23 protein-coding genes and 1 tRNA gene are annotated in these 25,403 nt (G+C 51.0%); 15 read left to right on the top strand and 9 right to left on the bottom strand.

Features of this window, described 5'->3' with window-relative positions:
• Window positions 1-2 precede the first annotated feature (2 nt).
• The 3 genes from LX87_RS15870 to rbsK all read right to left on the bottom strand — a co-directional run bounded on the left by LX87_RS15870 (window position 3) and on the right by rbsK (window position 5,215).
• Window positions 3-3,017, bottom strand: a complete 3,015-nt coding sequence (locus tag LX87_RS15870) for a SusC/RagA family TonB-linked outer membrane protein (RefSeq protein WP_170139375.1) — start codon at window positions 3,015-3,017, stop codon at window positions 3-5.
• Between the two features lie 221 nt (window positions 3,018-3,238).
• Window positions 3,239-4,234 carry a GRP family sugar transporter gene (locus LX87_RS15865; protein ID WP_111629253.1) on the bottom strand — a complete coding sequence of 332 codons (996 nt, stop codon included), beginning with the start codon at window positions 4,232-4,234 and terminating at the stop codon, window positions 3,239-3,241.
• A 36-nt stretch (window positions 4,235-4,270) separates the two neighbouring features.
• The gene (rbsK, locus tag LX87_RS15860; protein ID WP_111629252.1) at window positions 4,271-5,215 is read right to left on the bottom strand and encodes a ribokinase; all 945 of its coding nucleotides are present in this window, start codon (window positions 5,213-5,215) and stop codon (window positions 4,271-4,273) included.
• A 164-nt stretch (window positions 5,216-5,379) separates the two neighbouring features.
• Here rbsK and LX87_RS15855 point away from each other — a divergent pair, with 164 nt between their 5' ends.
• Window positions 5,380-6,840 (top strand): hypothetical protein, encoded by a 1,461-nt coding sequence (locus LX87_RS15855; RefSeq protein WP_111629251.1) that lies wholly within the window; start codon window positions 5,380-5,382, stop codon window positions 6,838-6,840.
• Window positions 6,841-6,911: 71 nt separating this feature from the next.
• Here LX87_RS15855 and LX87_RS15850 read toward each other — a convergent pair whose 3' ends face one another.
• Window positions 6,912-7,952, bottom strand: a complete 1,041-nt coding sequence (locus tag LX87_RS15850) for a DUF4097 family beta strand repeat-containing protein (protein WP_111629250.1) — start codon at window positions 7,950-7,952, stop codon at window positions 6,912-6,914.
• 190 nt (window positions 7,953-8,142) lie between these two features.
• Window positions 8,143-8,913 carry a YdcF family protein gene (locus LX87_RS15845; protein WP_111629249.1) on the bottom strand — a complete coding sequence of 257 codons (771 nt, stop codon included), beginning with the start codon at window positions 8,911-8,913 and terminating at the stop codon, window positions 8,143-8,145.
• Between the two features lie 81 nt (window positions 8,914-8,994).
• On the opposite strand from LX87_RS15845, the gene LX87_RS15840 reads away from it, so the two are divergent.
• Complete coding sequence (locus LX87_RS15840; protein ID WP_111629248.1) at window positions 8,995-10,428, top strand: TlpA family protein disulfide reductase; 1,434 nt, start codon at window positions 8,995-8,997, stop codon at window positions 10,426-10,428.
• Window positions 10,429-10,558: 130 nt separating this feature from the next.
• On the opposite strand, the gene LX87_RS15835 is transcribed toward LX87_RS15840, so the two are convergent.
• On the bottom strand, window positions 10,559-11,470 hold the full coding sequence (locus LX87_RS15835) for a DUF58 domain-containing protein (RefSeq protein ID WP_111629247.1): 912 nt from the start codon (window positions 11,468-11,470) through the stop codon (window positions 10,559-10,561).
• Window positions 11,471-11,625: 155 nt separating this feature from the next.
• Window positions 11,626-12,069, bottom strand: coding sequence for a septal ring lytic transglycosylase RlpA family protein (locus LX87_RS15830; protein WP_111629246.1), 444 nt, complete (start codon window positions 12,067-12,069; stop codon window positions 11,626-11,628).
• A gap of 263 nt (window positions 12,070-12,332) precedes the next feature.
• Here LX87_RS15830 and LX87_RS15825 point away from each other — a divergent pair, with 263 nt between their 5' ends.
• Together LX87_RS15825 and ychF are read left to right on the top strand one after the other, a co-directional pair.
• Window positions 12,333-12,656 (top strand): DUF3276 family protein, encoded by a 324-nt coding sequence (locus LX87_RS15825; protein WP_111629245.1) that lies wholly within the window; start codon window positions 12,333-12,335, stop codon window positions 12,654-12,656.
• 193 nt (window positions 12,657-12,849) lie between these two features.
• Complete coding sequence (gene ychF / locus LX87_RS15820; RefSeq protein ID WP_111629244.1) at window positions 12,850-13,953, top strand: redox-regulated ATPase YchF; 1,104 nt, start codon at window positions 12,850-12,852, stop codon at window positions 13,951-13,953.
• 144 nt (window positions 13,954-14,097) lie between these two features.
• On the opposite strand, the gene LX87_RS15815 is transcribed toward ychF, so the two are convergent.
• A complete protein-coding gene (locus tag LX87_RS15815; RefSeq protein ID WP_111629243.1) occupies window positions 14,098-15,414 on the bottom strand; it encodes a type IX secretion system plug protein in 1,317 nt (438 codons plus the stop codon).
• Between the two features lie 67 nt (window positions 15,415-15,481).
• Between LX87_RS15815 and LX87_RS15810 the strand changes: the two genes are divergently transcribed.
• The gene (locus tag LX87_RS15810) at window positions 15,482-16,432 is read left to right on the top strand and encodes a bestrophin family protein (RefSeq protein WP_229310692.1); all 951 of its coding nucleotides are present in this window, start codon (window positions 15,482-15,484) and stop codon (window positions 16,430-16,432) included.
• Between the two features lie 54 nt (window positions 16,433-16,486).
• Here the strand turns inward: LX87_RS15810 and LX87_RS15805 are convergent, their stop codons facing one another.
• Entirely contained in the window at window positions 16,487-18,427 is a 1,941-nt protein-coding gene (locus LX87_RS15805) for an ABC-F family ATP-binding cassette domain-containing protein (RefSeq protein ID WP_111629242.1), read from the bottom strand.
• 93 nt (window positions 18,428-18,520) lie between these two features.
• On the opposite strand from LX87_RS15805, the gene LX87_RS15800 reads away from it, so the two are divergent.
• The 10 genes from LX87_RS15800 (at window position 18,521) to LX87_RS15755 (ending at window position 25,366) form a co-directional block, all read left to right on the top strand.
• Window positions 18,521-18,593 (top strand) — tRNA-Thr (locus tag LX87_RS15800).
• A 182-nt stretch (window positions 18,594-18,775) separates the two neighbouring features.
• Window positions 18,776-20,083 (top strand): site-specific integrase, encoded by a 1,308-nt coding sequence (locus LX87_RS15795; RefSeq protein WP_111629241.1) that lies wholly within the window; start codon window positions 18,776-18,778, stop codon window positions 20,081-20,083.
• 35 nt (window positions 20,084-20,118) lie between these two features.
• Window positions 20,119-21,015 carry a hypothetical protein gene (locus LX87_RS15790; RefSeq protein WP_111629240.1) on the top strand — a complete coding sequence of 299 codons (897 nt, stop codon included), beginning with the start codon at window positions 20,119-20,121 and terminating at the stop codon, window positions 21,013-21,015.
• Window positions 21,016-21,092: 77 nt separating this feature from the next.
• Window positions 21,093-21,413 (top strand): helix-turn-helix domain-containing protein, encoded by a 321-nt coding sequence (locus LX87_RS15785; protein ID WP_111629239.1) that lies wholly within the window; start codon window positions 21,093-21,095, stop codon window positions 21,411-21,413.
• Window positions 21,414-21,463: 50 nt separating this feature from the next.
• Window positions 21,464-22,369: a hypothetical protein gene (locus LX87_RS15780; RefSeq protein ID WP_111629238.1), complete on the top strand. Its 906-nt coding sequence runs from the start codon at window positions 21,464-21,466 to the stop codon at window positions 22,367-22,369.
• Window positions 22,366-22,626: a hypothetical protein gene (locus tag LX87_RS15775; RefSeq protein WP_111629237.1), complete on the top strand. Its 261-nt coding sequence runs from the start codon at window positions 22,366-22,368 to the stop codon at window positions 22,624-22,626. The genes LX87_RS15780 and LX87_RS15775 overlap by 4 nt, the downstream gene beginning before the upstream one ends.
• Complete coding sequence (locus tag LX87_RS15770) at window positions 22,623-24,026, top strand: replicative DNA helicase (RefSeq protein ID WP_111629236.1); 1,404 nt, start codon at window positions 22,623-22,625, stop codon at window positions 24,024-24,026. Before LX87_RS15775 ends, LX87_RS15770 begins: the two co-directional genes overlap by 4 nt.
• 16 nt (window positions 24,027-24,042) lie before the next feature.
• The gene (locus LX87_RS15765) at window positions 24,043-24,726 is read left to right on the top strand and encodes a hypothetical protein (protein ID WP_111629235.1); all 684 of its coding nucleotides are present in this window, start codon (window positions 24,043-24,045) and stop codon (window positions 24,724-24,726) included.
• 69 nt (window positions 24,727-24,795) lie between these two features.
• Window positions 24,796-25,101, top strand: a complete 306-nt coding sequence (locus LX87_RS15760; RefSeq protein ID WP_111629234.1) for a hypothetical protein — start codon at window positions 24,796-24,798, stop codon at window positions 25,099-25,101.
• Window positions 25,082-25,366 carry a hypothetical protein gene (locus LX87_RS15755; RefSeq protein WP_111629233.1) on the top strand — a complete coding sequence of 95 codons (285 nt, stop codon included), beginning with the start codon at window positions 25,082-25,084 and terminating at the stop codon, window positions 25,364-25,366. Before LX87_RS15760 ends, LX87_RS15755 begins: the two co-directional genes overlap by 20 nt.
• Window positions 25,367-25,403: the final 37 nt, after the last annotated feature.

The raw sequence follows: 25,403 nt of genomic DNA, 5'->3' as shown, positions 1-25,403 counted from the left end.
ACCTAGAATTGCACATTAAGACCCAGCGTAGACACGGCCGTTTGCGGGTATTGCTCCGTACGTCCGCCCGGAATGGTTTCGGGGTCCACGTTCCATTCGTTCAGGGCCGCAAACGTCAGCAGGTTCGTGGTGGCGATGTAGACGCTGGCCCGGCCAATTCCTATTCGCTGCGTCAGCGTCGATGGAATCTGGTACATAAGCTGGATGTTTTTCAGGCGCAGGTACGAACCGTTCATCAGGTCGCGGTCGGCCATCACAAAATTCCGCAGGTCGTATTTCAGCGGACGGGGAAAGCGTGCATTCAGGTTTTCCGGGGTCCAGTAGTTATCGGTAATCAGCTTGTGCGTAAAACCGCCCCAGATTCCCATCTCAATAATGGCCCCGCCAATGCGGGCTTTGTGCCCCGCCGTTCCCTGCCAGAGCATACTCAGCGAAAAGCTTTTGTAAGAAAAGTTGAGATTGGAGCCGAAGGTATAAATCGGGAAGCTCTGGCCCAGATAGGTCATGTCGGCGGGGTCAACTTTCCCGTCGTTGTTCAGGTCCAGAAACTTCACATCGCCCGGCATCACCCCGGTTCGCATGGTGGGGTAATTCTGGATTTCTTCCTGCGTCTGGAACAGACCGGCGGTGCGGTATCCCCAGAACGAATTGATCGGCCGCCCTTCTGTGGTGATGTAGCGCGTTTCATTGCCGCCCGTAATGTACGGCCCCGTTCCGGCCAGATTAACCACGTTGTTATGGTTGATCGTAAAGTTCAGGTTGGCGTCAAAACCGACCGGGCCGAATTTGTTGTGTGCCCCGACCGTAAATTCCCAGCCTTTGTTATCAACGCGCCCGGCGTTTTGAGGGGCAGGCAGCAGACCGAGCGTGCCCGGAACCGGCAGGGTCAGCAGAATGTCGTCGGTTTGTTTGTTGTAATAATCGACGCTCAGCGAAAACCGGTTGTTCAGAAACTGCGCATCAATCCCGACATTGGATTGCGTCGTCGTCTCCCACGTAAGTCCCTGATTGGCAATGCGGGTCTGCTGGAACGTCTGCGCCGGAAGGCCGTTGAACGAATAAACGCCCAGGCTCAGGGTGGCCAGACCGCTGTACAGATCGACCGCCTGATTACCGGTTTTGCCCCACGAACCCCGCAGTTTCAGCTCACCGACATACTGCGCCAGATCGCCCCAGAATTTTTCTTCGGAAATCCGCCAGCCTGCCGATACCGATGGGAAAAAGCTATAGCGGTTATCGCCCAGAAACCGGGAAGAACCGTCGTAGCGGGCGTTGGCTTCAAACAGGTATTTGTCCTGATATGCGTAGTTGACCCGCCCGAAATACGAACGCAGGCCCCAGGTGTATTCTGCCCCGCCGTTGTTTTTGGTGGCATCGTTGGTACCGGACCCAATCGACTTAAGATCGTTACTATAAAAGCCCTGCCGATACGCACTCAGCGAACGACCCCGGTTTGAAATCTGCGAATAACCGGCCAGCACATTGACGGTGTGAGCCCCGAAGCTGGTGTTGTAATTCAGGAGGTTGTTGATCGTATACTCCCGAACGTCGTTGCGGCTTTCGGTCATGCTGTTGAGCGGAACGCTTTTCCGGACCACCGACGGGTTGAAATAATCGTGCACTTCGTAGCTATTGGCGTAACTTTTTCCGGTCGTCAGCGTAATCCGGGCGCCGATCTGGGTGGTAAACTTCAGCCCTTTCAGGATTTGCCATTCTCCCTTGAAATTTCCAAACAGGTATTCATCCAGCGTCCGGGCCGTACCGGCTAACTCCGCCGACACGAGCGGATTATAGCCGTCGGAACTGATGCCGTATGTACCGTCGGGGTAGCGCGGAACCGTCCACTGCGAGGTTTGCAGCATTTTGTTAAACACGTCACCTTCGTTGATGGGCGACAGGATGTTGTTTGAACGGTAATTAACATCCGTCCCGAATTTCAGTTTCGGCGAAAGCTGGTAATCCGTGTTCAGGCGGATTTCGCCGATCTTCGAATCGGAGTTGGGGATAATCCCTTTTTGCCCCTGATACCGCACACTCAGCAACGCCCGGATACTTTCCGTACCACCGCTGACGGACAGCGAGTGATTCATCTGGGGGGCCGTCCGCAGCACTTCGTCGTACCAGACGTTGGGCAGCGGGTATTTCAGCCGGTCGGTGGCATTCAGGTATTCCTGGATATACGCATCCGTGAAAACTCCCGGCCCGCCGGTCGAGTTCGTCCAGGCCACCTGTTGCAGTTTCAGGTAGTCGCCCAGTTCCATGTGCACCGGATTGTTGTTCGACTTTTGCAGCGCGTAATAGCCGTTGTAGGAAATGGCCACCTTGCCCGCAGCCGCCCGTTTGGTGGTCAGCAGCACCACCCCGTTGGCCGCCCGCGAACCGTAGATAGCCGTCGACGAAGCGTCTTTCAGGACCGATACACTTTCAATATCCAGCGGATTGATATCGGCCAGTCGCTGCTCAATACCGTCCACAATCACCAGCGGCTCGTTGGCACCCAGCGTTGTAATGCCCCGAATCCGCATCACCATGTTGGTTTTGCCGGGACCGGCACCCTGGTCCAGCACTGTCAGGCCCGGAATCTGGCCCTGCAAAGCCTGCTGCACGTTGGAGGTGGTTCGCTTGATGATATCAGCACCCTTGACGGCCCCCACGGCCCCGGTCAGCGACTCCTTCTTGATGGTTGAATACCCCACCACAACGACTTCGCTGAGGGCTTTTTCGTCGGGTGCCAACTGGATATTGACCGTCGTGCGGCTGCCAACGGCCACCTCCTGAGAGAGATAACCGACAAACGAAAACACCAGTGTGGCACCGGTATCCGGAACTTCCAGCCGGTAGGCTCCATCGGCATCGGTATTCGTGCCGCGGGTCGTTCCTTTCAACACCACACTCACACCGGGAATGGGTTCTCCTTTGTCACCCGTTACCCGGCCCGACACCTGAATGACAGTGAACAGTTTTTTTGATACGGAATGATGAACGGGTGAACCCGCCCCCAGGCCGGAGTCAGGCAAAATAATTGACTAATTAGCCCAATTCCCGGCAGGAAAAGCAAGCTTCTGAATCGTTGAGATGATTTCATTGTTGTAAAAAGTAAGGGTTTTCATGGATGTTCAGGAATTGTAAAGACGTACGGTATACCCTACCGGTGAGCGGCTCAATTGTCGGAAAAAGCAAATACGAACACGGCTTCATGCAGCCGGTTATGGGTTGCTCAATGAACAGGGCTGGACGGTTAGCGGGCGATAATCAGCAGGCTTAATCCTGCGACGTAGCAAAGAAGCATGACGTTCAGGATGCGGTAGGTACTCTTTGGCGCGTTGCGAAACTCCCGCCAGACGTAAATTCCCCAGAGGGCAGCCACGACAGTTGCGCCCTGACCCAGACCGTACGAAATGGCCGGACCGGCCTGATCGGAGGCAATGATGCTGAAGGCAAACCCGATGCACCAGATCATACCACCCAGAACGCCCATCAGGTGATTGCGCAATCCGCCCCGAAAATAATCTGCGTAGCTGACGGGTTTCCCCACAAAAGGCCGTAGCATCAGCAGGGTGTTAAACAACAGGTTGCTGACCAGCACACCGACGGAAAAGAAGACAACCGCCGTATAGGGGCTGAGTTTGCCCGGTTCGGGGCGGTTGAAATCCGGAAACATCGACTGAGCGACGTATTTATAAAACAAACCCATCAGGCAGCCGCTGACAATTGCCAGCACCAGACCCTTGGTGGATACGCCCGTTGAACGGCCTACACTTTTCCGGTATGCATTGGCATTCAGAAGGATAGCGAGCACAATCAAGGCCACTCCACCGAAGAGAATGGCCGCGTTGCCAACGGGAGCGTCCAGGTAATTGACTACTACACCAATCACCAGCGCCAGTCCGATCCCGACCGGAAAAGCCACCGCCATCCCCGCAATGGCCGTAGCCGCGCCCAGCAGAATATTGGCCGCGTTGAACACAATACCGCCCAGCACGGCCAGAAACAGATTTGATTGATCGGCCTGGGCAACGTCGGCCAGAAAAGACCGTCCGCCCGTACCACTACTGCCGAGCGTAAACGCCGTCAGCAGGGCCAGAATGCAAATTCCCAGGACGTAATCCCAGTAAAACAGCTCGAAGCGCCAGTGGCCCGCGGCCAGTTTCTGCGTATTGGCCCACGAGCCCCAGCAGAGCATGGTAACGACGCAGAACAGAACGGCCAAGGTGTACGTTGGAATGATGAACATACGGGTTCAGGAGGTTAAGGGTTAGGAATTTAGGCATTATTGGAATAGGAAATTCGGATTGATCAGTGGCAGGCTGTTCACCTCCCGGCGGTATGGCATGGAAGCCTGCGCGCCCATTCGGGTCACACAAATCGAAGCGGCTTTGCAGGCAAATGCTACGGCTTCTTCAAGCGGTTGATTTTCGGCCAGCGCCACGGTCAGCGCCCCGTTGAAACAATCTCCAGCCGCCGTTGTATCGACCGCCGTGACGGGCGGGGCCGGAATAACCGCCGAAACGGTATCGGTGTGCAGATAAGCCCCTTTGCCCCCCAGAGTAATGATCACGTTCGGCACACCTTTCGCCCGGATGGCGCGGGCCGCCTGTTCTGCCGTCGCCAAATCCGTGACCCGAATACCGGTCAGGAGTTCGGCTTCGGTTTCGTTGGGCGTAATCAGGTACAGGCAGCCAAAAAGATCCGTAGCGAAAGGCTGGGCCGGAGCCGGGTTCAGAATAACGCGGACACCCTTCTCAAAGCTCCGCCGAATGACGTAATCAACGGTGGGCAGCGGTATTTCCAGTTGCAACAGCACCAGATCGGTCGGGCTCAGATCATTCAGGATCAACTCCACATCTTCGGGCTTCAGACGGCTATTGGAGCCCGGCGCAACGGTAATACAATTCTCACCTTTGGCATCCACGTTAATCAGGGCTACACCAGAAGGATATTCCGGGTCCGTTGTGATGTATTTGGGGTTGATTTTTTCGCGCTGGAACTGCTGAATGGCCTGTTTGCCAAATACGTCGTTGCCTACCTTAGCCGCCAGGGCTACCTGTCCGCCCAACCGGGCAGCCGCAACGGCCTGGTTTGCGCCTTTGCCGCCGGGATTCATCAAAAACTTTCCGCCGATAACCGTTTCGCCCGGAGCGGGTAATTTTTCGGCTTTCACCACCATGTCGGTATTGGAACTGCCAACAACACAGATTAAAGAGGGAGGAGTCATCGGATCGAAATTAACTGTTGTGACAGATCAAAAATATCTGGAATAAATTATGTTACTATTCCACTTTTTTATTGATTTAGTTAAAGCTATCCAGTATATCTCTTCGCAAAACTTTATTATAAGCTATCCTATCGCACTTTTTTAAATTCTGTTTAGCTATCTCTATGAATCCCGTTGAAGTTTTGCATCCGCTGATTCAGTCACTCACCAAATCCGAGAAACGGTATTTTCGCCTGCTCGTCGCCATGCAGCAGGGAGATAAAGCCTACCTGCGCCTGTTTGATTGTCTGGAACGTCATGAATTGTTTACCGAAGAACTGAAACAGGAGCTAAAATTGCTCTTTCCGGGCGCTAGTCTGGAACCGGCCCGTAAACACCTCTACCGGGTGCTGATGAAAAGTCTCCGGCAGTTTGAATCCGATAAATCCATTGATGAGAGGCTTATGAATCTGATTCAGGACAGCCTGATTTTGTTTAACCGGGGCCTGATCAACGCCAGTTTCGAACAGCTCGAAAAAGCAAAAACGCTGGCCCTGGAACACGAAAAATTTCTGTTCTACATTCAGGCGGCCCGGCAGGAACTGCAATTCATTATTCCGCAGCAGTTTGTGGGGTGGGACGAATCCAGACTTATTGAAAAGCAGGAGAAGATCAGGGAATTGCTGGAACATGAGCTGACGGTTCAGCAACATGCGGCCCTATACGAAGTGTTGCTTCTGCGGTATTGGAAAAACGGGGTGGTGCGGAGTTTGCAGGAAAGTGTCCGGCTGAATGACCTGTTGCTGGAAGAACACCAGGTTCTGAACAGCCAGCGGCTGGAATCGTTCGCGTCGAAACAACTGCACCTGCATTTTCAGTCGGCTTATTTTCTGATGACGGACAACCCCGAGGGCAGCCTGCGGGTTCTGTACGAATTAGACAAGTTGTTTCAGTCGCACGTCCACCTCTGGTCTGATCGACCGGTTTACTACCTTCATTTGTTGAACGGTATTCTGCAAACCCTGCGTGCCACGGAGCAATACGATAAAATGAATTACTTTCTGGAACGCCTACAGTGCGTCTCCACCCCCTCGGAGAGTCTAGCCCTGACGGCCCGGTATCAGGTGCTGGAACACCGTTTGCATAACGCGGTCAATCTCGGTCAATCGCAACAGGCCCGGCAGGTGTTTATGGAGCAATGTGATGCCATCAGTCGCGATTTCCCCAAACTTTCCCTCCAGATTCAGGTGCAGCTCTGGCTAACGATTGCGCGCATTTATTATAATCTGGGCGATTATTCGCAGGCTCTTTCGTACATCAACCACATTCTGAACCAGCCAACCCGCTCGCTGAGCCGAATCCTGTACATCAGTTGCCGGTTGATGAATCTGCTGATTCACGTGGCGCTGGATAACCGCGATTATATCTATTACGAAATCCGGTCAATCGAGCGAAAACTTAAGAAGGAAAAATTGGGATACCGCACGGAGCAATTTGTGCTGACGCTGCTGAAGAACTGGCTTAAAAACAGGCCGTTGAAGGCGTTTTATGAAGAGTCCCTTCAACTCCTGGAAGACCCCTTCGAAAAGCAGTTAATCCTGGAACTGGGCCTCAAAGACTGGTTTACTTCAATAATTAAGAATTAAGAGTGATGAGTTAAGAGTTAAGAAGTATCGTATTTAGATTCTTAACTCATCACTCTTAACTCATTACTCCTCTATCGGTTGACGTATACGCTGCCGCTACCGGCGGAGATGCGGACGGGTACTCCACCCCCGTTCAGACGGCCCCGAACGCGGTCTTTCTCAACGGTACCGTCAAATTTACTCAGGGGAATGTCAACCCGGTTGCCCGACAGATCGAGGTCGATGCCCTGATCGAGCGGCATTTTGACATGAACGCTGCCCGGACCACCCGAAAGCCGTACGTATTCGCCCAGCTTCGTGATTTCGACATCCATACCGCCCCCGCTGGTGCTGGCTTCGACACTGCCCGAAATACCCGACAACCGAACCGACCCGCCGGACGTTCCGGCCATAAGCTCCCCTTTCACACCGTCGCCTTTGATGCTGCCGCCACTGGTGCGGGCGTTGATCCGGCCACTCAGGTTGGACAGGTCAACACTGCCGCCCGAGGTCCGTAAATCCAGATTACCGTCGGAATCTTTGGCGTGAATGGAACCGCCACTGGTGGCCAGATCGATGTCTTTGCGGCACCGCTCGAGGTGGATGCTGCCGCCCGATGTACGCCCTTTAACGAGCCCTTCAACGGCGGTCAGGTGCAGGCTTCCTCCGCTGGTCGCAAAATTCTGACTTCCAACCAGGTTGCTGATCCGGATGCTGCCCCCGCTGGTGTGCAGGTCAGTAGCAAAATTCTTCGGTGTGTATACTTTAAAGGCAATGCTGAGCGAGCGTTTCCAGTCCCGGCCTTCGTTCCGTTTGCGTTTGGCGGTGGCAACAACGGTATTGTTTTCAACGGCCATTTTGATGTCATACTCTTTCAGCCGTTCCTCTATTTCCTCTCTGGAGAGCTTGTTGTCCGGCCAGTTGTTACCCCGCACATACATTTCCACTTTTACACCACTTGACTGGTTGCCTTCCACGGAAATGCTCCCGCCGGAGGTTTCAACCCGCACGGTATTAAGATTACCGGAGAAATTTTTGGTATCGTAGGGCGTTTCGTCTCGATTCTGGGCGAAGCTAGTCACGGTTAAGGAAAGGGCACCGAGAACGGTTAAGAGGAAAGATGAACGTTTCATACCGTATTGTGTTTTCTGTTTTTCAAAAGATGCAGCAACGGATACAGAAGTTGCACGCACCCCGCCTATCTGGTTACAAAGAATATACCAGCAAAGTCAATACGCTATCTATCAAGGCATTACAAAAGAATACATTTTGTAAATTGTCCGGGATCGGACGGCGGAGCGTACACTTTAGGACAAATACGGATCAGATATACCCGGCAACCCGGTATGCGATGTACCCGACCACTTCGTGAATAAACCAATAGGAATCGAAAAGAGCCTGTTCGGAAGGAAACAGCAGATGATTGGGGGCAAATTCGCGCTGGCCGCTGATAAAGGTCGCCGGGTAAGGTATCACCGCAAGCTGTTGCTTCTCGAAACACCCGATGGCCCGGCGCATGTGCCAGGCCGACGTGATCAGCACGTATTCGTAGTCTTTAAAAGTTTTCTGGAGAATAGGAGCCGAAAACCGGGCATTCTCGTAGGTATTCCGCGAACGGTTTTCCAGCACAATATCCTGCGCCGGAACGCCCGCAGTCAGGAGAAATTGCCGTGAAAGCTGCCCTTCGTCGCCCACGTCCCGCCTGATAATTCCACCAATACCGCCACTGATCAGAATCTTCTGAATCTGACCGGACTTATACAGCAACAACGCCTGAGCCACCCGGTCGCCCTGGCTTCCCAAATGGATGGCGGGCCGGACTCTGGGATTCACATTGGCCAGTCCGCCCGTCAGCACAACCCCCACACGGGGCCGGGTGGACGCGGGCAAAACCGCAGGCGGCACTTCCCACCAGATCAATAATTCATTGGTAATAAAACCGTTACCAGCAACCATCAGCACAATAAAAGCCGTAATCAGAGCCTTTCGCTGACGGGCACGGTTTTTGGAAATAAGTGCAAACAACAGGGCGACAGTCAGCAGCCCCACGGGCATGAACAGGAAGGTAAGCGTTTTTGAAAGAAAGTAAAACATCGTGTATGCGAAGGCCACCGCCCCAATCGTTATAAGTAGTAACTTTGTATGTCCAACTTCGGTCAACCAACCGCTTTATTCATGAATCGACGATTCAGTTTTACGGCTCTTCTGCTGTTGCTTTCGACCTCCCTCCTGCTGGCCCAATCGCCCGGAGGTCATCTGGTGACGGCTCACATTAAAGGACTGGCCAATAAAACCGCTTACCTGGCCCACTTTTACGGCGCCACGCAGTTTACGCCCCTAGATACCGCTACGGCCGATGCCGAAGGCCGTCTGGTGTTCGACGGAGCCAAAGAACTGCCCGGTGGTCTGTACATGATTGTGGTCAATGCCAAACCCGTGCTGCAACTCGTGATTGGCGAACAGCGGTTTTCGATTGAAGCCGATACCGTCAACGCCATTGAATCGATGAAGGTAACCGGCTCGCGGGAAAACGAAATTTTTTACGGTTATCAGAAATTCATGAGCAAAAAGTACGGAGAAATCGGTGCTTTGCAAAAACAGGGCGGTTCGGCCGCGCAACTGGCCGCACTCAAAAAAGAAATAGAAGCATACCGCAAAGATTTTCTGGCGAAAAACGCCAATACACTAACGGTGAAGTTGTTCCGAGCCGCCGAAGAGCCCGAAATACCGGAAGCGCCCAGGCTCGCCAACGGCCGTCCGGATTCCAACTGGGTGTTTAATTATTACCGAAATCACTACTGGGACGGTTTTGATTTTTCGGACGAGCGGCTGCGACGAACCCCGTTTCTGCAAAACAAAATTGATCGTTACCTGAAAGAACTGACGGTGCAGACCGTTGATTCGCTCATTCCGGCGGCTGATTATCTGGTCAATAAAGCCAAAGCGAACAAGGACATGCTACAGTATACGATCTGGTACATTACGAACCAGTACGAAGAGCAGAAAAAAGTGCTGAATACCGACGGGTTGTTCATCCACATGGCCGAAAAATACTGGCTGACCGGTGTGATGCCCCTGAGTGATACGTCCACGCTCACTAGTATGCGCGAACGCGTGGCGATCCTGAAGCCGCTGCTGGCCGGAAAAATCCTGCCCAATGTGCGTTTGCAGGATACACTCGGACGCTGGCGGCCCCTGCATGATGTGAAGGCCGAATATACTGTTACCTTTTTCTACGACCCCGAGTGTGGCCACTGCCGGGAGTCGGCTCCGGGGCTCAGGAAGTTCTATGAGCAAAACAAGGCCAAAGGTGTGCAGGTCTATGCAGTAGCGATTGGCAAAACGGAGGCCCAGTGGAAGAAATTTATCCACGAATTTAAACTGCAAAACCTGCTGAACGTGTTCGGCCCGAGCGCGCCCGTCGATTACAAAAAGAAATACGACGTGTATTCGACCCCGACGGTTTATGTGCTCGACAGAGACAAAAGAATCCTGGCCCGGCGCCTGCCGGTTGAAGATCTGGAGGGTTATTTTAACTTCCTGCAACAGCAGAAGCTGAAAAAGGCGGCCCCGGCCAAAGACGCCAAGGCAAGTGTAAAGGGGAAATAACCAGCGGGTTACAGATTGATTTAAAAAGGAAGGATTAGATGTCCTTCCTTTTGTTTTTTGGATATGAGGGAAGGCAAAACGGTTTTTTCGTTTGCCGGTATGCCAAACAGATAGTGGCTGAAGAGAAAGCTTATTTCATCTTGGTCCGTTTGACGAGATAACCCGTTAGAATCTGGTCAAAACCCTGAGCAATGTCGGCTTCGATGAAATCAATCCGGTACTGGCCGCAGCGCAGTTTCAGTTCGTGGTAAAAACTCTTGACCGCCTGCTGGTAATTGCCCCGCACCTGATTAGGTTGCACCTTCACTTTTTCGCCCGTTTCCAGATCAATGAATTCGTAGGGGCGTTCGTCAAACGCAAAATCTTCTTCCGTCTTTTTGTCCGTCACGTGGAAGATCAGCACTTCGTGGAGGTTGTGGCGCAGGTGTTGCAGAGCCGAAAACAGGTGATCGACCTCGGACACATTCTCAAACATATCGCTGAAAATAACCACCAGTGAACGTTTGTTGATTTTTTCGGCCAGTTGGTGAATCACCTCAGCCGCCGAGGTTCTCCGCAGGGGCGCGGGCTGTTGCAGCAGACTATTCAGTTGCTGAAAAATTTTATGGACGTGTGAGGGCGTTGATTTGGTCTGCGTCTGAAGATCAATATTTTCGGCAAAGGTGGTCAGGCTGACGGCATCCTTCTGACGTTGCAGCAAATAAGCAATGCTGGCAGCCGCCAGAATACTGAACGTGATTTTGCCGTACCCCGGCTCCGGATAGTACATCGTCGACGAGGTATCGAGCAGCAGGTGACAACGCAGGTTGGTTTCTTCTTCGAACCGTTTGACAAACAACCGCTCGGTTTTGGCGTATACCTTCCAGTCAATATACCGGGTACTTTCGCCGGTATTGTAGAGCCGGTGTTCGGCAAACTCGACCGAAAAACCGTGAAACGGAGACTTGTGCAAACCGGTGATAAAGCCTTCTACCAACTGCCGGGCCAGAAACTCGACATTACCGTACTCCCGGACCTTGAGTAAATCTATTTGCGCTGCCATAGTCTGAAAATAAAGATCGCGGCCGGATCATCCAACGGGTTCATTTTGTTGACTGGTAACCGGAACTACAATCGGCCTCGTGTCTGAAAGGCGTCCGGTGCAACTTACAAAATGTTTCCGAGATCCAGTCGCGATACAAAAACGTATTCCGCGCTTTAAATGTTGTCGGCGGGCAGAACTACCTCAGGGTCCGTCGGAGCGAGTGCGACGACAGCCGGCAGGCTCATGGTCCGTTTTTGGCCCACGACCCGAACGGCCACGTTGGCAATGCCGGTGCTAACCATTCCGATGGTTTTGGCCGCTCTGTACGTCAGATCGATAATACGGCCTTTGCGGTGGGGGCCCCGGTCGTTAATGCGGACGACCACGGACTGATTGTTTTCTAAATTGGTCACTTCGACCAGGGTATTCATAGGAAGGGAAGGGTGCGCGGCCGTTAGTTGGTCACTGAGATAGCGTTCTCCGCTGGTGGTTTTCTTCCCATGTAAGCGTTTTGAGTAGAAAGAAGCCTTTCCTTTCTGTATGAGACTCGAATGAGCCTCAGTCGGTTTCATTTTCATGCTGGTAAACATCAGCATGATCGTTACGATGATACTCATACAGTTTGGGGTTTGGTGAAAACAAAAAGAGGCTGAGCGTCAGACACATCCGCCCCACCTCTTCCTGGAATATGATCATTCCTTATTTACAAAGATAACAGCAACAGCTTAAGAAGCAATATGTTTCCCTTGTTTAATACCGTCTCCTGCCAAAACCGTACCGATTAGGCCGTACGCTATGAAAATTAATTTCAGGCAAAGTTTTTGCTAGTTATACTAATCCGACTATTTTAGCGTTTAAATCACCCAAACCACCAGAGATTGTGGAAGAAAAAGAGAAAGAAAAAATCTTTTCCAAGCGTGTCAGGGCCGGAAAACGCACGTACTTTTTTGATGTAAAGTCCACCCGCGCGAACGACTACTATCTGACAATTACCGAAAGCCGTCGGCATCCGCAGGGTGACGGTTTTATTTATGAGAAGCACAAAATGTTTCTTTATAAAGAAGACTTTGACAAATTTTCGGACGCCCTACACGACACAATCCAGTACATTAAAACGGAATTGATGCCCGACTTCGACTTTTCTCAGTACACCGCCAAGGATGAACTGGAAGACGTTGGTGGTAGTGATCTCAAGTGGGACTAATTGGCTGAATTCTTCACCAGTAGTTTGCCTCTGACGCCGGAGGCTTTTTTGTTTTTGCCCCTGAATATCCGAACTTTGCGGAATAATTGCGAATGAGTGAATGAGTGTCTGGATGAATAGTTTCGCCACCTATTTATTCACTCATTCACTCATTTATTCATCGCACCGGCGACCCGGTCAAAATTAACGATTCATGAGTTTACAATGCGGTATTGTTGGACTGCCTAACGTTGGGAAGTCTACGCTGTTTAATGCCATTTCGAGCGGGAAAGCCGAGGCTGCCAATTACCCGTTCTGTACCATAGATCCCAACGTCGGAGTGGTGACCGTTCCCGACGAACGGCTCGATACCCTGGAAAGCCTGGTGAAGCCCCAGAAAGTGGTACCCACCATCATCGAGTTTGTCGATATCGCCGGACTCGTGAAAGGAGCCAGTCAGGGACAGGGCCTGGGCAATAAGTTTCTGGCCAACATCCGGGAAGTGGATGCCATTGTGCACGTCGTTCGCTGTTTTGAAGACGACAACATTGTGCACGTGGAAGGGCGCGTTGATCCGCTGTTCGACAAGGAAATTATCGACGCCGAGCTGCAACTGAAAGACCTCGAATCGGTGGATCGTAAACTCCAGCGTACCGAGAAAGCCGCCCGCGCCAGTGGCGACGCCAAAGCAAAAGCCGAGCTGGAAACCCTGCTGAAATACAAAAAAGCGCTGGAATCGGGCCAGAACGCCCGGTCTGTGGATGCGACGCCCGAAGAAAGCCAGGCTGCCGTCGGTGAGCTTCAGTTACTGACCATCAAACCGGTTATTTACGTTGCCAACGTGGATGAAAAATCGCTGCCCGACGGCAATCAGTATTCCGACCGACTGAAAGAAATGGCGAAAGCCGAAGGTGCGGAAGTGGTGGTGGTGTGTGCGGCCATCGAAGCCCAGATTGCCGAGATGGAAGACCCCGACGAACGTCTGTTGTTTCTGGAGGAATACGGTTTGCAGGAATCCGGTCTGGACCGGCTCATCAAAGCATCGTACCGGCTGCTGAACCTGATTACCTACTTCACGGCGGGGGTTAAGGAAGTTCGGGCCTGGACGATTCAGCGCGGCTGGAAAGCTCCGCAGGCTGCGGGCGTGATTCACTCCGATTTTGAGAAACATTTCATCCGGGCGCAGGTTATCAAAATCCCGGATTTTGTGCAGTATAAATCGCAGGCCGCCGTCCGGGAAGCCGGAAAACTGTCGGTTGAGGGGAAGGAATACGTGGTCGAGGATGGCGACGTGATGGAATTTTTACACAGCGCATAACAAAAGCGGGCTTCGGCCCGCTTTTTTATTTCACCGATTCGGGCCAGACCATAACGGTATTACGGTTTTTCCGCCGGATTCCTTCTGCAAGGTCCCTTCGATCCGAAATGCGCGGTGAACTGCTGGACTTGCTGCTGAACTAAGTTATTTCCGCTTGTTGTAACCAAGCCGGCGGTAAGCCACTAACTGATCGGCCCGCGCGGCTGGCGGACGGTGATAGACAAAGACTTCGTAATCGTTCTCGGTCTCCGAATAATTGCCTTCAACCAGCGTCTCGTTGGCCGTGAGGTTCATGCCGGAGCGGGCTACGGGGGGCGGTATTCCTTTCACGGAGTAGTTATAGTTGTAAACGCCCTGCTTCAACGGTATTTCGGCCTGATAGGCCCGCAAGTCCGGCACATACGTCATGCGGTTGAGATCATCCAGCCGCCAGAAATTGAAGGCACTGTTCACAAATACTTCGGCGTTGGCCAGTTCGTCCATCCGCAACGTAAAAACCGTCGTGATGTAATCGGCCTGGGTAGCGCCGATATGGGTTTCCAGAATATCGATGACATACTGCCCGTTAAAATCATCGGTCTGCACGTAAGCCCCTACACTGCGTACGCCATCGGGGTTGATAAAAGCCGTGTTACGGTCGTCCCGCCGTTCGATCTGCTGAATATAATTTCCGCGCGACAACACCGTCCGGGTGTCGAAATACCGGTACTCATTGCCGCCGGGAAAAGTGTTTTTCAAGTCAAAAAGCCTGTATTCCAGAATATTATCAAACGCCCGCACGTTCGTGGGTCGCAGGCCGGTGATCACACGATCGTCGCGGTAATTCTGCCGAATAACGATTTTCAGGTCTTCCTGCGGGGAAATAAGCGGATAGCCCCGGTAGCTGATTTCAAAATTGATCTGCTGATCGGTAAACCGTTGCTGCGGATCGTTGGCAAACTGCACCGTAGCCGCCAGCCCCACACGGTTGATGTAGGTTACAAACCGTCGGCTGAAATAAATCTCTCGCGGATTGCGCTCGTTATAAACCACTAGTACGTAATTGCCCGGCAATTTCATCTTCGGCACCGGAAACCGGTAGTGATAATACGGTATTTTGGTGTTCTGCGAAATCTGGTAATCCTGAATCGGATAATCGTTGTATTCGTACGTAAACTCAATATCGCTCAGGATGGACTGCTGCCAGTCGGCATTGCAATGCACGAATTTAGCCCGGAAGGGACGGTAATTGGCCGTCAGATCGTCAAACTCCAGCATAAGCTGCGTGTTGGTAGCCTGATCGATAACGGGTGGGTTGAGAGTTTGCGCCGGGTCGGTCGGGTCGCTGCCCATGACGGGATACAGCAGCACGGTTTTGATCGTATTCTCAAAAATACGATCTTCCGTAGGCAACTTCTGGGCAGAAACCCGTACCAGCGTCAGGACGTTAAACAATAGAAAAAAAGGAAAGAATGGCTTCATACGGATAGATTCTCATGAGTATGAACGAAATTTGGGCGTCAGAGTTATACAAAACCAGATTACTGTTTTGAGAAAGCACGATATAAATTCCGAATCGCTCGTCTCTTATAACCCCAAAGAATGGGTGCGGTTCCTGATTAACTTTCCAAAAGCCGACACCGTTCGTAAACTGTTGCCGTACCTGGGACTTATGGCGGTTTATGCGTTCCTGGTAGCGATTCTAATTCTCGAAGTGTTTGGACTGAAAGACAATTCGGATCTGAGACAAATTTCGCTGATGCACTCGCTGCTGGGATTTGTGATCTCGATGTTGCTGGTTTTCCGGACCAATACGGCCTACGACCGCTGGTGGGAAGGCCGTCGGCAGTGGGGGGCGCTGGTGAACAACAGCCGGAATCTGGCCCTGAAACTGGAACCCTTGCTGGACAAGATGGCGACGGAGGAGCGGGATTTTTTCCGGACAATGATTCCGAATTTCGCCTATGCGATGAAAAACCACCTGCGTACGGGTTTCATAGAACAAGAATTTACCGAGTCCGCGCTGTTTCACCTCACGGACCTGGATCGTGATGGTCACATTCCGGCACAGATTTCGGCGGCTATTACCCGCAAAGTATATGAACTTCAGCGCCGGGGAATCATCTTACCGGAACATCTGCTTTTTCTCAATGCGGAATTGCTTAGTTTCATGGATATCTGCGGAGCCTGCGAACGGATTCATAGAACGCCCATCCCTTATTCCTACAGCTCTTTTCTGAAAAAATTCATTTTCATTTATTGCATTACGCTGCCGCTGGGCTACGTTTTCAACCTGCACTACCTCGTCATTCCGTTTGCCGTTTTTGTTTCTTACGTGCTGGCGAGTCTGGAAGTCATTGCGGAGGAAATTGAAGATCCGTTCGGCACCGACGCCAACGATCTGCCAGCCGAAACGATTTGCAGAAATATTAAGCTATCGGTTCAGCAACTGATGCCCGTGGCCGCATCGGCCTCCCCAACGCTTTCCGGACGGTCGTGAGTCACCGTTTCCGACCGGAATCGCCGGGGAGTCGATAAGCTGTATTTTTGAGACTTAGGCCAGCTTTTTTTCCAGTTCTTCGGCTTCCAGCATGACTTCTTCCCACTGCTCCTGAACGGTATCAAGCTGGGTTTTGAGTCGTTGGTAATCCGTGGTTTTGGCCTGGAGTTTCTTCCCATCAGATACCACCGCCGGGGTCGCCAGTTCGGCTTCCAGCTGCTTTTTCTGTTGTTCCAGATTTGCAATTTTCTGCTCGAACTCATTGGCCTGCTGCGTCGCTTTCTTCAAAGCCCGTTGCAGTTCCTTGCGCTCATCGTCGCTGGCGGACGATTTGGGACTCGGCGGGGTTGACTTCGCCACCGAGGGCGCTGCGGCTTTGCCGTCCGATCCCTTCGACTTGCGTTCTTCCATCCACCACTCGTATTCCTCATACGTGCCGGGATATTCCTTCACCTGCTCGTCTTCGATGTACCAGATTTTGTTGGCAATCCGCGAAACGAAATACCGGTCGTGGGAAACAATCACATACGTACCTTCGTACTGCTCCAGCGCCTGAATCAGAATATTTACCGACTGCATATCCAGGTGGTTGGTCGGCTCATCAAGCAACAGGAAGTTGGCCTGCGACAGCAGCACCTTTGCCAGTGCTACCCGCGATTTTTCGCCCCCGGACAGCACCTTGATTTTCTTGAACACATCATCGCCCGTAAACAGAAAACAGCCCAAAACCGTCCGTAATTCGGCTTCCGACTTAGTGGGGTTGGCCGATTTGAGTTCTTCCAGCATGTTGTCGTCTACGTTCAGCGACTCCAGCTGGTGCTGGGCGTAGAAGCTGAATGAGACGTTATGGCCGAGCCGCCGTTCGCCTTTGGTAGTCGGTTCGGTACCGGCAATGATGCGCAGCAAGGTCGATTTCCCTTTCCCGTTGGCCCCAATCAGCGCCACGTGATCTCCGCGTTCCAGGCGGGCGGTGCTGTGGGTCAGAATTTTTTTATCGCCATACGATTTGCTCACATCGTCGAGGTGCAGAATATGCCGACCGGGCTGGGTCGAGAAGTTAAACCGAAAATTAACGCGGGCATTTTCGTCAATCACCGCATCCACCAGTTCCATTTTTTCCAGCATTTTCACCCGGCTCTGCGCCTGCTTCGCCTTGGTTGCCTTGGCCTTAAACCGTTCGATAAACCGTTCAGTCTGCCGGATTTTGGCTTGCTGGTTTTCGTAAGCCCCCTGCTGAATTTCGTTGCGCAGGGCTTTTTCCTCGATGTAGTACGAATAATTTCCGGCGTAGAAGTTCAGTTTGGCACCCGAAACTTCCACAATGCTGTCCACCACATTGTCCAGGAATTCGCGGTCGTGCGAAACCACAATGACGGCGCCTTCGTAGTTTTGAATATATTTTTCAACCCACTGAATAGACGGTAAGTCAAGGTGGTTGGTCGGCTCATCAAGCATCAGCAGCGACGGCTTTTGGAGCAGCAGTTTCGCCAGCATGACGCGCATCCGCCAGCCCCCAGAAAACTGCCGAAGTGGTTTGTGCAGGTCGTCGGTCGTAAATCCCAACCCTTCCAGAATCTCTTCCGCCTTTGATTGGATGGTATAACCGTCCAAAGCCGCAAACTCGTCCTGCGCCCGGGCCAGTTTATCCACGAGTGCATCGCGATAATCGACTTCCATTTCGTGCAGAAGCGAATCGATCTGCTTTTGCAGGTGGTTCTGGCGCTCAAAAGCCTGCATGGCCACCGACAGAATCGAGTCATCGGTCTGGTAGGAAAGCAAATCCTGGTTCAGAAAGCCGATGGTCACGTCGCCCGCTTTGGAGATAACCCCGCCATCGAGTTGGTATTCGCCAATAATCAGCCGCAGCAAGGTTGATTTTCCGGTTCCGTTGAGGCCAATAAGACCAATTTTCTGACCGGGTTTGATGTGCATCGACGCATTTTCGTAGAGCGCCCGGCTTCCGAGATAATAAGACAGGTTTGTAATCGAAATCATGCTGCAAATTTACGCAATTTTACCGCGTTTGCTTGCATGGTTTATGAATAACCCGTTATATTTGCACCCACAAAAATGGCAATTGCTCATTTTGCCTCCTTAGCTCAGCTGGTAGAGCGACGCATTCGTAATGCGTAGGTCGCAGGTTCGAATCCCGTAGGAGGCTCATTTTTTGAATCAGGGTTAATCAGTTTTCGAGCGTAAAACCTCAAAATCAACTGATTAACCCTTTTTTGTTTACTGTTCTTTATCCTTAATAGTGAGGTTTTGTAAAGCAAGCTCGTCCCCTCTTCCGTCCCCTTTCTCATTTTTTATTCGTAACTTGGTGATGACCAAACCAGGTAAATAATGAAAACCATTACCGACAAGGGCGTAAAGTTCTTGTTAAAGGATGCCCGTTCGGACCGTCCTACGCTGATTTATCTTGTTTTTCGCTACGACAATGGTCGGTTTAAAACATCGACCGGCCAGACTATTATCCCCTATCTCTGGGATAGCGATAAGCAGCGCGCCCGGACGGATATAAAAAACAAGCAGGAGCGGCAAACCAATGAAACGATCAACGCTCACCTGGAACGTCAGCGCTCGGCCCTGCTTAAAGTTCTTAACTCGCTGCAACTGGCTCAGATTCCTTTCAACAACGAAACAATCAAGCAGCACCTGGATAATGCCTTAGAACGGACGAAAAAGACAAAGATTGAAACAGCGAAAGTAGAAACGCTGCCAAATTACATCGAACGCTTTGTGCAGGAAGCCCAATCCGGCAAACGGCTTAATTCCAAAAGTGTCCGATATGCCAAATACACGCTGGACGGCTACATGAAGTTAAAGCGTATTCTAGAGCGCTACCAGCTTGAAACGGGCAACGGCGTTACATTTGATTCCTTCACCCTGGACTACTACCACCACTTTAAGCTCTGGTTAACGGGCCGGGGATTAACGTTAAACTACGTAGGTACCCTTCTTAAGGATTTAAAGGTGATGCTCAAGCAGTCTCACGCTGATGGCATGCATAGCAATACAGTTTATCAGCATAGAGACTTTAAAAAGCTGGTAGAAGACGTCGATAACGTTTACTTATCCGATGAGGAACTGACCCGGCTATTCACCCTTGATTTATCCCATAATGCCCGGCTTGACCGGATTCGGGATCTGTTTTTGATCGGTGCGTATACAGGTCTTAGGTTCTCCGACTTTTCGGAGCTTCGGCCGGAAAACATAACTCACAATGGGCGCATTCTGACCCGTAAGACGCTCAAAACTTCCGAACGGGTTTCGATTCCTCTAAACCCGAATGTCCTGGCCATTCTGGCTAAATACGAGGGTGTGCCACCACAGACGATCAGTAATCAGAAGATGAATGATTACGTCAAAGAACTATGCCAGCGTGCCGGTTTGACGGAAAGGATTGAAGTGAGCCGGACCAAAGGAGGATTGAAGCAAACGCGCTACCTGGAGAAGTGGGAGTTGGTAACAACCCATACAGCCCGGCGGTCGTTTGCTACCAATGCCTTTCTGGCTAAAGTACCAACGGTTTCGATTATGAAGATTACCGGACACAAATCGGAGGCTGTATTCCTACGGTACATCAAAATTTCTTCAGAGCAGAACGCATTATTGATGCTTGAACATCCGCATTTTGCTGGGACACTATAGTTGAAGTTATAAAGTACTCTAAAACAACTTTAAAAATGACAGAAGCCCAAATTACAACTGAGGATAACTCTTTGCTCTCGTCTTTGGATAAGAATATTCATATTTGTTTTATGCGCTTGAACGGTATTCTTAAAATTTGCAATGGATGTATAAATGGTAGAGTAGCCGGCAGACAATCAGACTTTTACTTTCATCAATCCATATTTAAAGGATTATCTATTGCTATTGACAGAGTGATTCAAATTGGAGTGGATGCATTTGAATGCAAAGCATTACAAAATGAAATACGAAGTACATTTATGAACCTAAAAAGAGATGGGCATGACGATTTTTATTATGTTCAAATCAAAGATGTTTTAAATAATATAAATAACTGCATTTCAGAGATAGAGAAGTATTTAGCTAACCAAGAAGAGCTTGATAAATTTATAGAAACCTGCGATGACAGAATGACTGAAGAAGATGTAAGGGTTGCTTCTGGGACACTTGAAAAACTTACGAGTAGATACTCTAATAATCTGTTAAATAAAGCTAAATACTTAGAAGCTGCAATTAAGTCTGTTATTCCTCCTTCCAGCATTCATAAGGTTTTATCAAATAATGAACATGCTGCTCTACCACCTTCGCAAGATTTAAGTATCGAAACGCCAGATGAAAAGTCTATAGATCTAAATGTCAAAATTTTAATTGCTTATCAAAGCGGTATCCTAACAGGTGACTTTCATAAATTACCAATTGAAAAGCAGTACACAATTCTATCACTTTTATTTGACAAGAGTAAAACGAATATCAAAAATGCATTAACAGCTCTACAAAGAAATGCAAATTCAGACAAGAACCCCCTTAAGCTTACAAAGATAGTCGAGAAAGCAAATGACATAATTATTCGGGAGGAATTAGGTTTACCACTAATAAAGAATGGTAAGGAATGAAAAAGTTGTAGTCACTACATACCCACTACAATAATAAGGAGCCGTCAAATTTGCACTGTACAAAAACATAAACAGGCATGTACGGCACAGTCACTCAAATTCAAGTCACGCCCGATCAGTTAACCGAATTGATCCGCGGGGCAGTTCGTCAGGAGTTGGCCAACTACACACCACCGGCTCCAGAAGAATTAAACCTTCCTGACCTTCTTACGCGTCGGCAGGCTGCTGAAAAACTGCAGGTCTCACTGACCACCCTCCACGATTGGGCGAAAGATACCGACGACAGACCCGCCGTCCTGATTCCGCTCAAGATCAATGGGCGTGTCCGCTACCGTCGAACTGACGTATTAGCTGCTCTTAAAGAATCGCGTCGGTTTAAGGCCGCAAAAGCTGAGTAGGCCAATTCCCTACCACTAATCCTATTCGGCACTCTTTACTAGCGGCACCGATGAGCTACATCGATTACATCAACCGTTTCTGGCAATGCGAGATTGAGCGTGTTATCGCCCCAAGCGACGCAAAGTTGTACTTCTATTTACTACATACCTGCAACGCGCTTCGGTGGAAACAACCTTTCGGGCATTCGGATAGGCATCTCAGCCTGGCGCTGGGTATGGCGGTCAACACGGTTCGCGAATCGAAAAACCGGCTCAAGCAACTGGGACTACTGGACTTTCGCACACCCGATAAGGGTTCCAAAGGAATCGAAGGACAAACTAAATTCTGGTTTCCACCAACCGTATCAAATTCTGATACAGTTGCCGCTAGTCAACCAGCAATAACCGCCGTAAAACCTGGCAACATTCCTCATCAAACTGTTCAAACTGTATCAACTATTGACACGGTTCCTGATACAGTTTCTGATACGGTTGCTGACACGGTTTCTGATACGGTTCCTGCTACCAACTTAAGACTAGATAAAGAGAAGAATGATTCTTCTGCCGCCAGGGCGGCTCGTCTTTCTTCAAAAGCAGTTGGAGCCACAAAAGAAAGTGCTGATTCAGGTAACGGAGAGAAGGCCTACACGCTCACCCATCAGATCCGGCAAACGATTGAGGAAAGCTTTCCAGGTTACTACTGGGACGCCAAGGATGGAACCCATGCCAAGAAACTAGGGGTAAAACTGCGGGCAGCGGTCAAAGCCCATCTAGACCGGGACCCTACGGATTCGGAAAGCATTGATGCACTCAAACGAATGCTGAAAGAATCAGCTAAACTGACCGATTACTACCGGTTTAAAGACGTGTGCACCTTTAACGAGAAGTTCAATCAGATTATCGTCCAAATTAAAGACAAGCATGCTGCCATTACCAGTCCTGAGCCAGCCCGGCGATCAATACTCGAAATCAAATGACAAAGCTCACTCAACTCCCTAACGGCGCTTATCGCCACTACTTCCCTATACCCCAGCTCTACCAGGATTCGAATGAAGTCTGGATGTATCTGGCCTCGGCTTATTTAAGCAACCCTAAAAGCCGACTCCGGACCGCCCTGCACGTGGATGTGACCTTTCAAAACCCTCCTACAACCGGGGCTCTACCCGCCGACGAAGATCAGGAAGAGGAAGAATTGAAACGTGAACTGCTAACCCTGCAACAGCTGCTCCCATGAAATCACTACCCCAGTTACCCCAGGACGAGACTACTGAACGGGCCGTGGTGGCCGCCCTGCTGGCCATGCCCAAGCTGTTTAATGATTACTGGGCCATCCTCTTGCAGGGGGAAGTATTCACTCACGAAGGCTACCGGCTGGTGGTTCAAACCATGCATACACTCTATGTCAGCGGCCAAAAGGTCCGCCTAGCCAGCATTTTAAAGGCCCTCAAACAGTCGGGTAACTTTAAAAGGCTGGCCCAATCCGGGATTGAACTGGAGGGGCTGGACGTGGAAGGGCAGGTGCTCGAAAGCCAGCAGGACTGTTATCACCTCAGGGAGCTGTGGATCAAACGCGAATCCATCCTGGGCGCTCAGAGCATTTTGACGGCGGCTTACTCGGGGGGTGAGTCGGTTGATGTGCTCTCGACGAAAGCCAACCAGCTGGCCGATCAGATTGGCTCAGGCATGAATATCAGCCGGGAGAAGTCTACCAAACACTATATTGCCTCGGCCCTTAAACGGATTGAAGCCGCCATGAAAAAGCCCAATGGTACTCCCGGGGTGGATACGGGCTTAAAAAAGCTCAACAACCACTTCGGCGGCTGGCAAAACGGCATCATCCTGATCGCGGGCCGGCCTGGCATGGGCAAAACCATCGTGGGCCTGTTTGCCGCCCTATCCGCGGCCCGGGCGGGAACACCGGTGGGGTACATCAGTCTGGAGGTCGATGCCGAAGAGCTGTTGATCCGGGCCTTTGCCGAAGGGATGATGATTCCCTACGAAGACATTCTCAATGGCAAGATCACCCAACAGCAGTTTGGTCAGATTCATAAGCTGGCAGGGGAAATGGAGCAGCTACCCATTCACTTCTACGATGAGGAGCCCCGCGACATTGAAGACGTCCGCAATTTGCTCATCGACTGGCGCCGGCGGCACCGCATTGAGCTGGCCATCATCGACTACGTGCAACTGATTGAAGACCGCACCCAGCGGGGTGAATACGAAGTGGCCAGCCAGGTCAGCAAAAAGCTCAAGAAGGTCCAGCGTCGGCTTAAAATTCCAATCATCGAACTCTCGCAGCTTAACCGGGAGAATGAGAAGAAAGAAGATAAACGGCCGCAAATCTCGGGACTGCGCTCAACGGGTCAGCTGGAACAGGACGCCAGTGTGGTAATTCTGCTCTACCGGGATGATTACTACAAGCTGCAACAGGCGCAGGAACGCGGTGAAGAGGTCGTGCTGGATTATCAACTGGAACTGATTGTCTGTAAGAACCGCAATGGCCGGGTAGGCACCGCTTACATCTACGTGGATGCGGCCACCAACCGGCTGGTGGATTACCGCAATCAATTAGACCTGGGACAACAACCCGAGGGCTCATTTCAATACCAACCCGTAGAAAAAGCCGACTTTTAATCCCCTTCATTAAGCCATGTCCTTAATTGATCTTAAACTCATTCATGAGCTATACCTAGAAGCCGCTGATAGCCACAACCGGCTGCTGGAATGTTGTTACAACTGGAACGACAGCATTCAGGAACTGGACAGCAATGCCCTGGCTACCCTGGTCATTACCCACACCCAGGCCAAGAACCTCGACCGGGGCCTGTATGTCTTGCATCAAATCTGCACTGACTTTGCTGCCGGGCACCTGGAGCGCTATGAGCAAAAACATCGGGAACTGTTTGGTCCTGATTCAGCAAGGGCCTACGATCCCTTTGAGGAACTGGAAGCGGACTTTATTGGTGATTCCCCCTACGATCTGCCGCCCACCATTGAGCAGTACGGCCCGCTGGTCAAGCTGGCTTCGCAGTTCTCTCAAATCAAGCAAATGAAACGTGAGGGTATTGAGGGCAAGTTTAAGCCTGCTCCCCAGTACCTGAAAATCACCAATGATCAGGGCGAAATCATCCATGTGCCGCAGGCGTATGTCCCTGCGCCCATCTGGCTGCGCCACGAGTATGAGCGCGACATTGAAGAGATTCAGGTGGAGTACTGTCTGGATCACTACAACCAGTTTTACGCCAAGGTCGTTGAACTCATCCGATCCTACCGGCTGACGGGCGACTACCAGACCTGCGCCCGGGAGATTCTGGCACTGTATAAAGCCTGCTGATTTAAGCCCGTTTCATTCTAAAGTAGAATAAAATAGAATAAAAAAGCACCCTATTTCCACCGAAGCACAATGCCATTTAACCCGGGAAAAGAAAAGACTGGCGGCCGCAAAGTAGGTACGCCTAACCGAACCACCAGCACCATCAAAGAGCGGATTGCCCAACTGGTCGATGAGAAGTTTGATAGCATCATAGACGACCTGGAAAAGCTCGATCCTCAGGAACGGGTTACCGTCTACTTAAGGCTGCTGGAATACGTCATACCCAAACAGCGGGAAACCAGAATTGACCTATCGACGCTGAGTGATGAAGAGATTGATACAATTCTGGAGAAAGCGTTAACCAAAATGGAAGAGAATGAAAACGAATCGGAATAACCTTGCCAAACGCGAGCTGCTGGCCCGGCTACTCTCAGGCGACCGCTCGGTCAAACAAGTGCTCACGGGCCTGCCTCCACAGCCCTGGGACCCACAACACTTAACGGACGAGCAGATCCATAAGATTCTCTACCGTCATCGGGATCAGATCGGTCTGAGCGAGGAGCAGAAGCAGCGTTGTTTTACCCCGGAGCCTTATCCGTATTATTGTACGTCGTCAGCAGAAAGTGGACAACTTAAGTTGGAAAGGGAAGAGAGGCTTTAAGCGCTTTGTGCTTGCTGACAAATATAATTTTTCCGCC

Source organism: Larkinella arboricola (genome assembly GCF_003259745.1).
GTDB classification, from domain to species: Bacteria; Bacteroidota; Bacteroidia; order Cytophagales; family Spirosomataceae; genus Larkinella; species Larkinella arboricola.
Note: the sequence above shows the minus strand (reverse complement) of the source record. Positions and strands in the feature narration are given on the sequence as shown.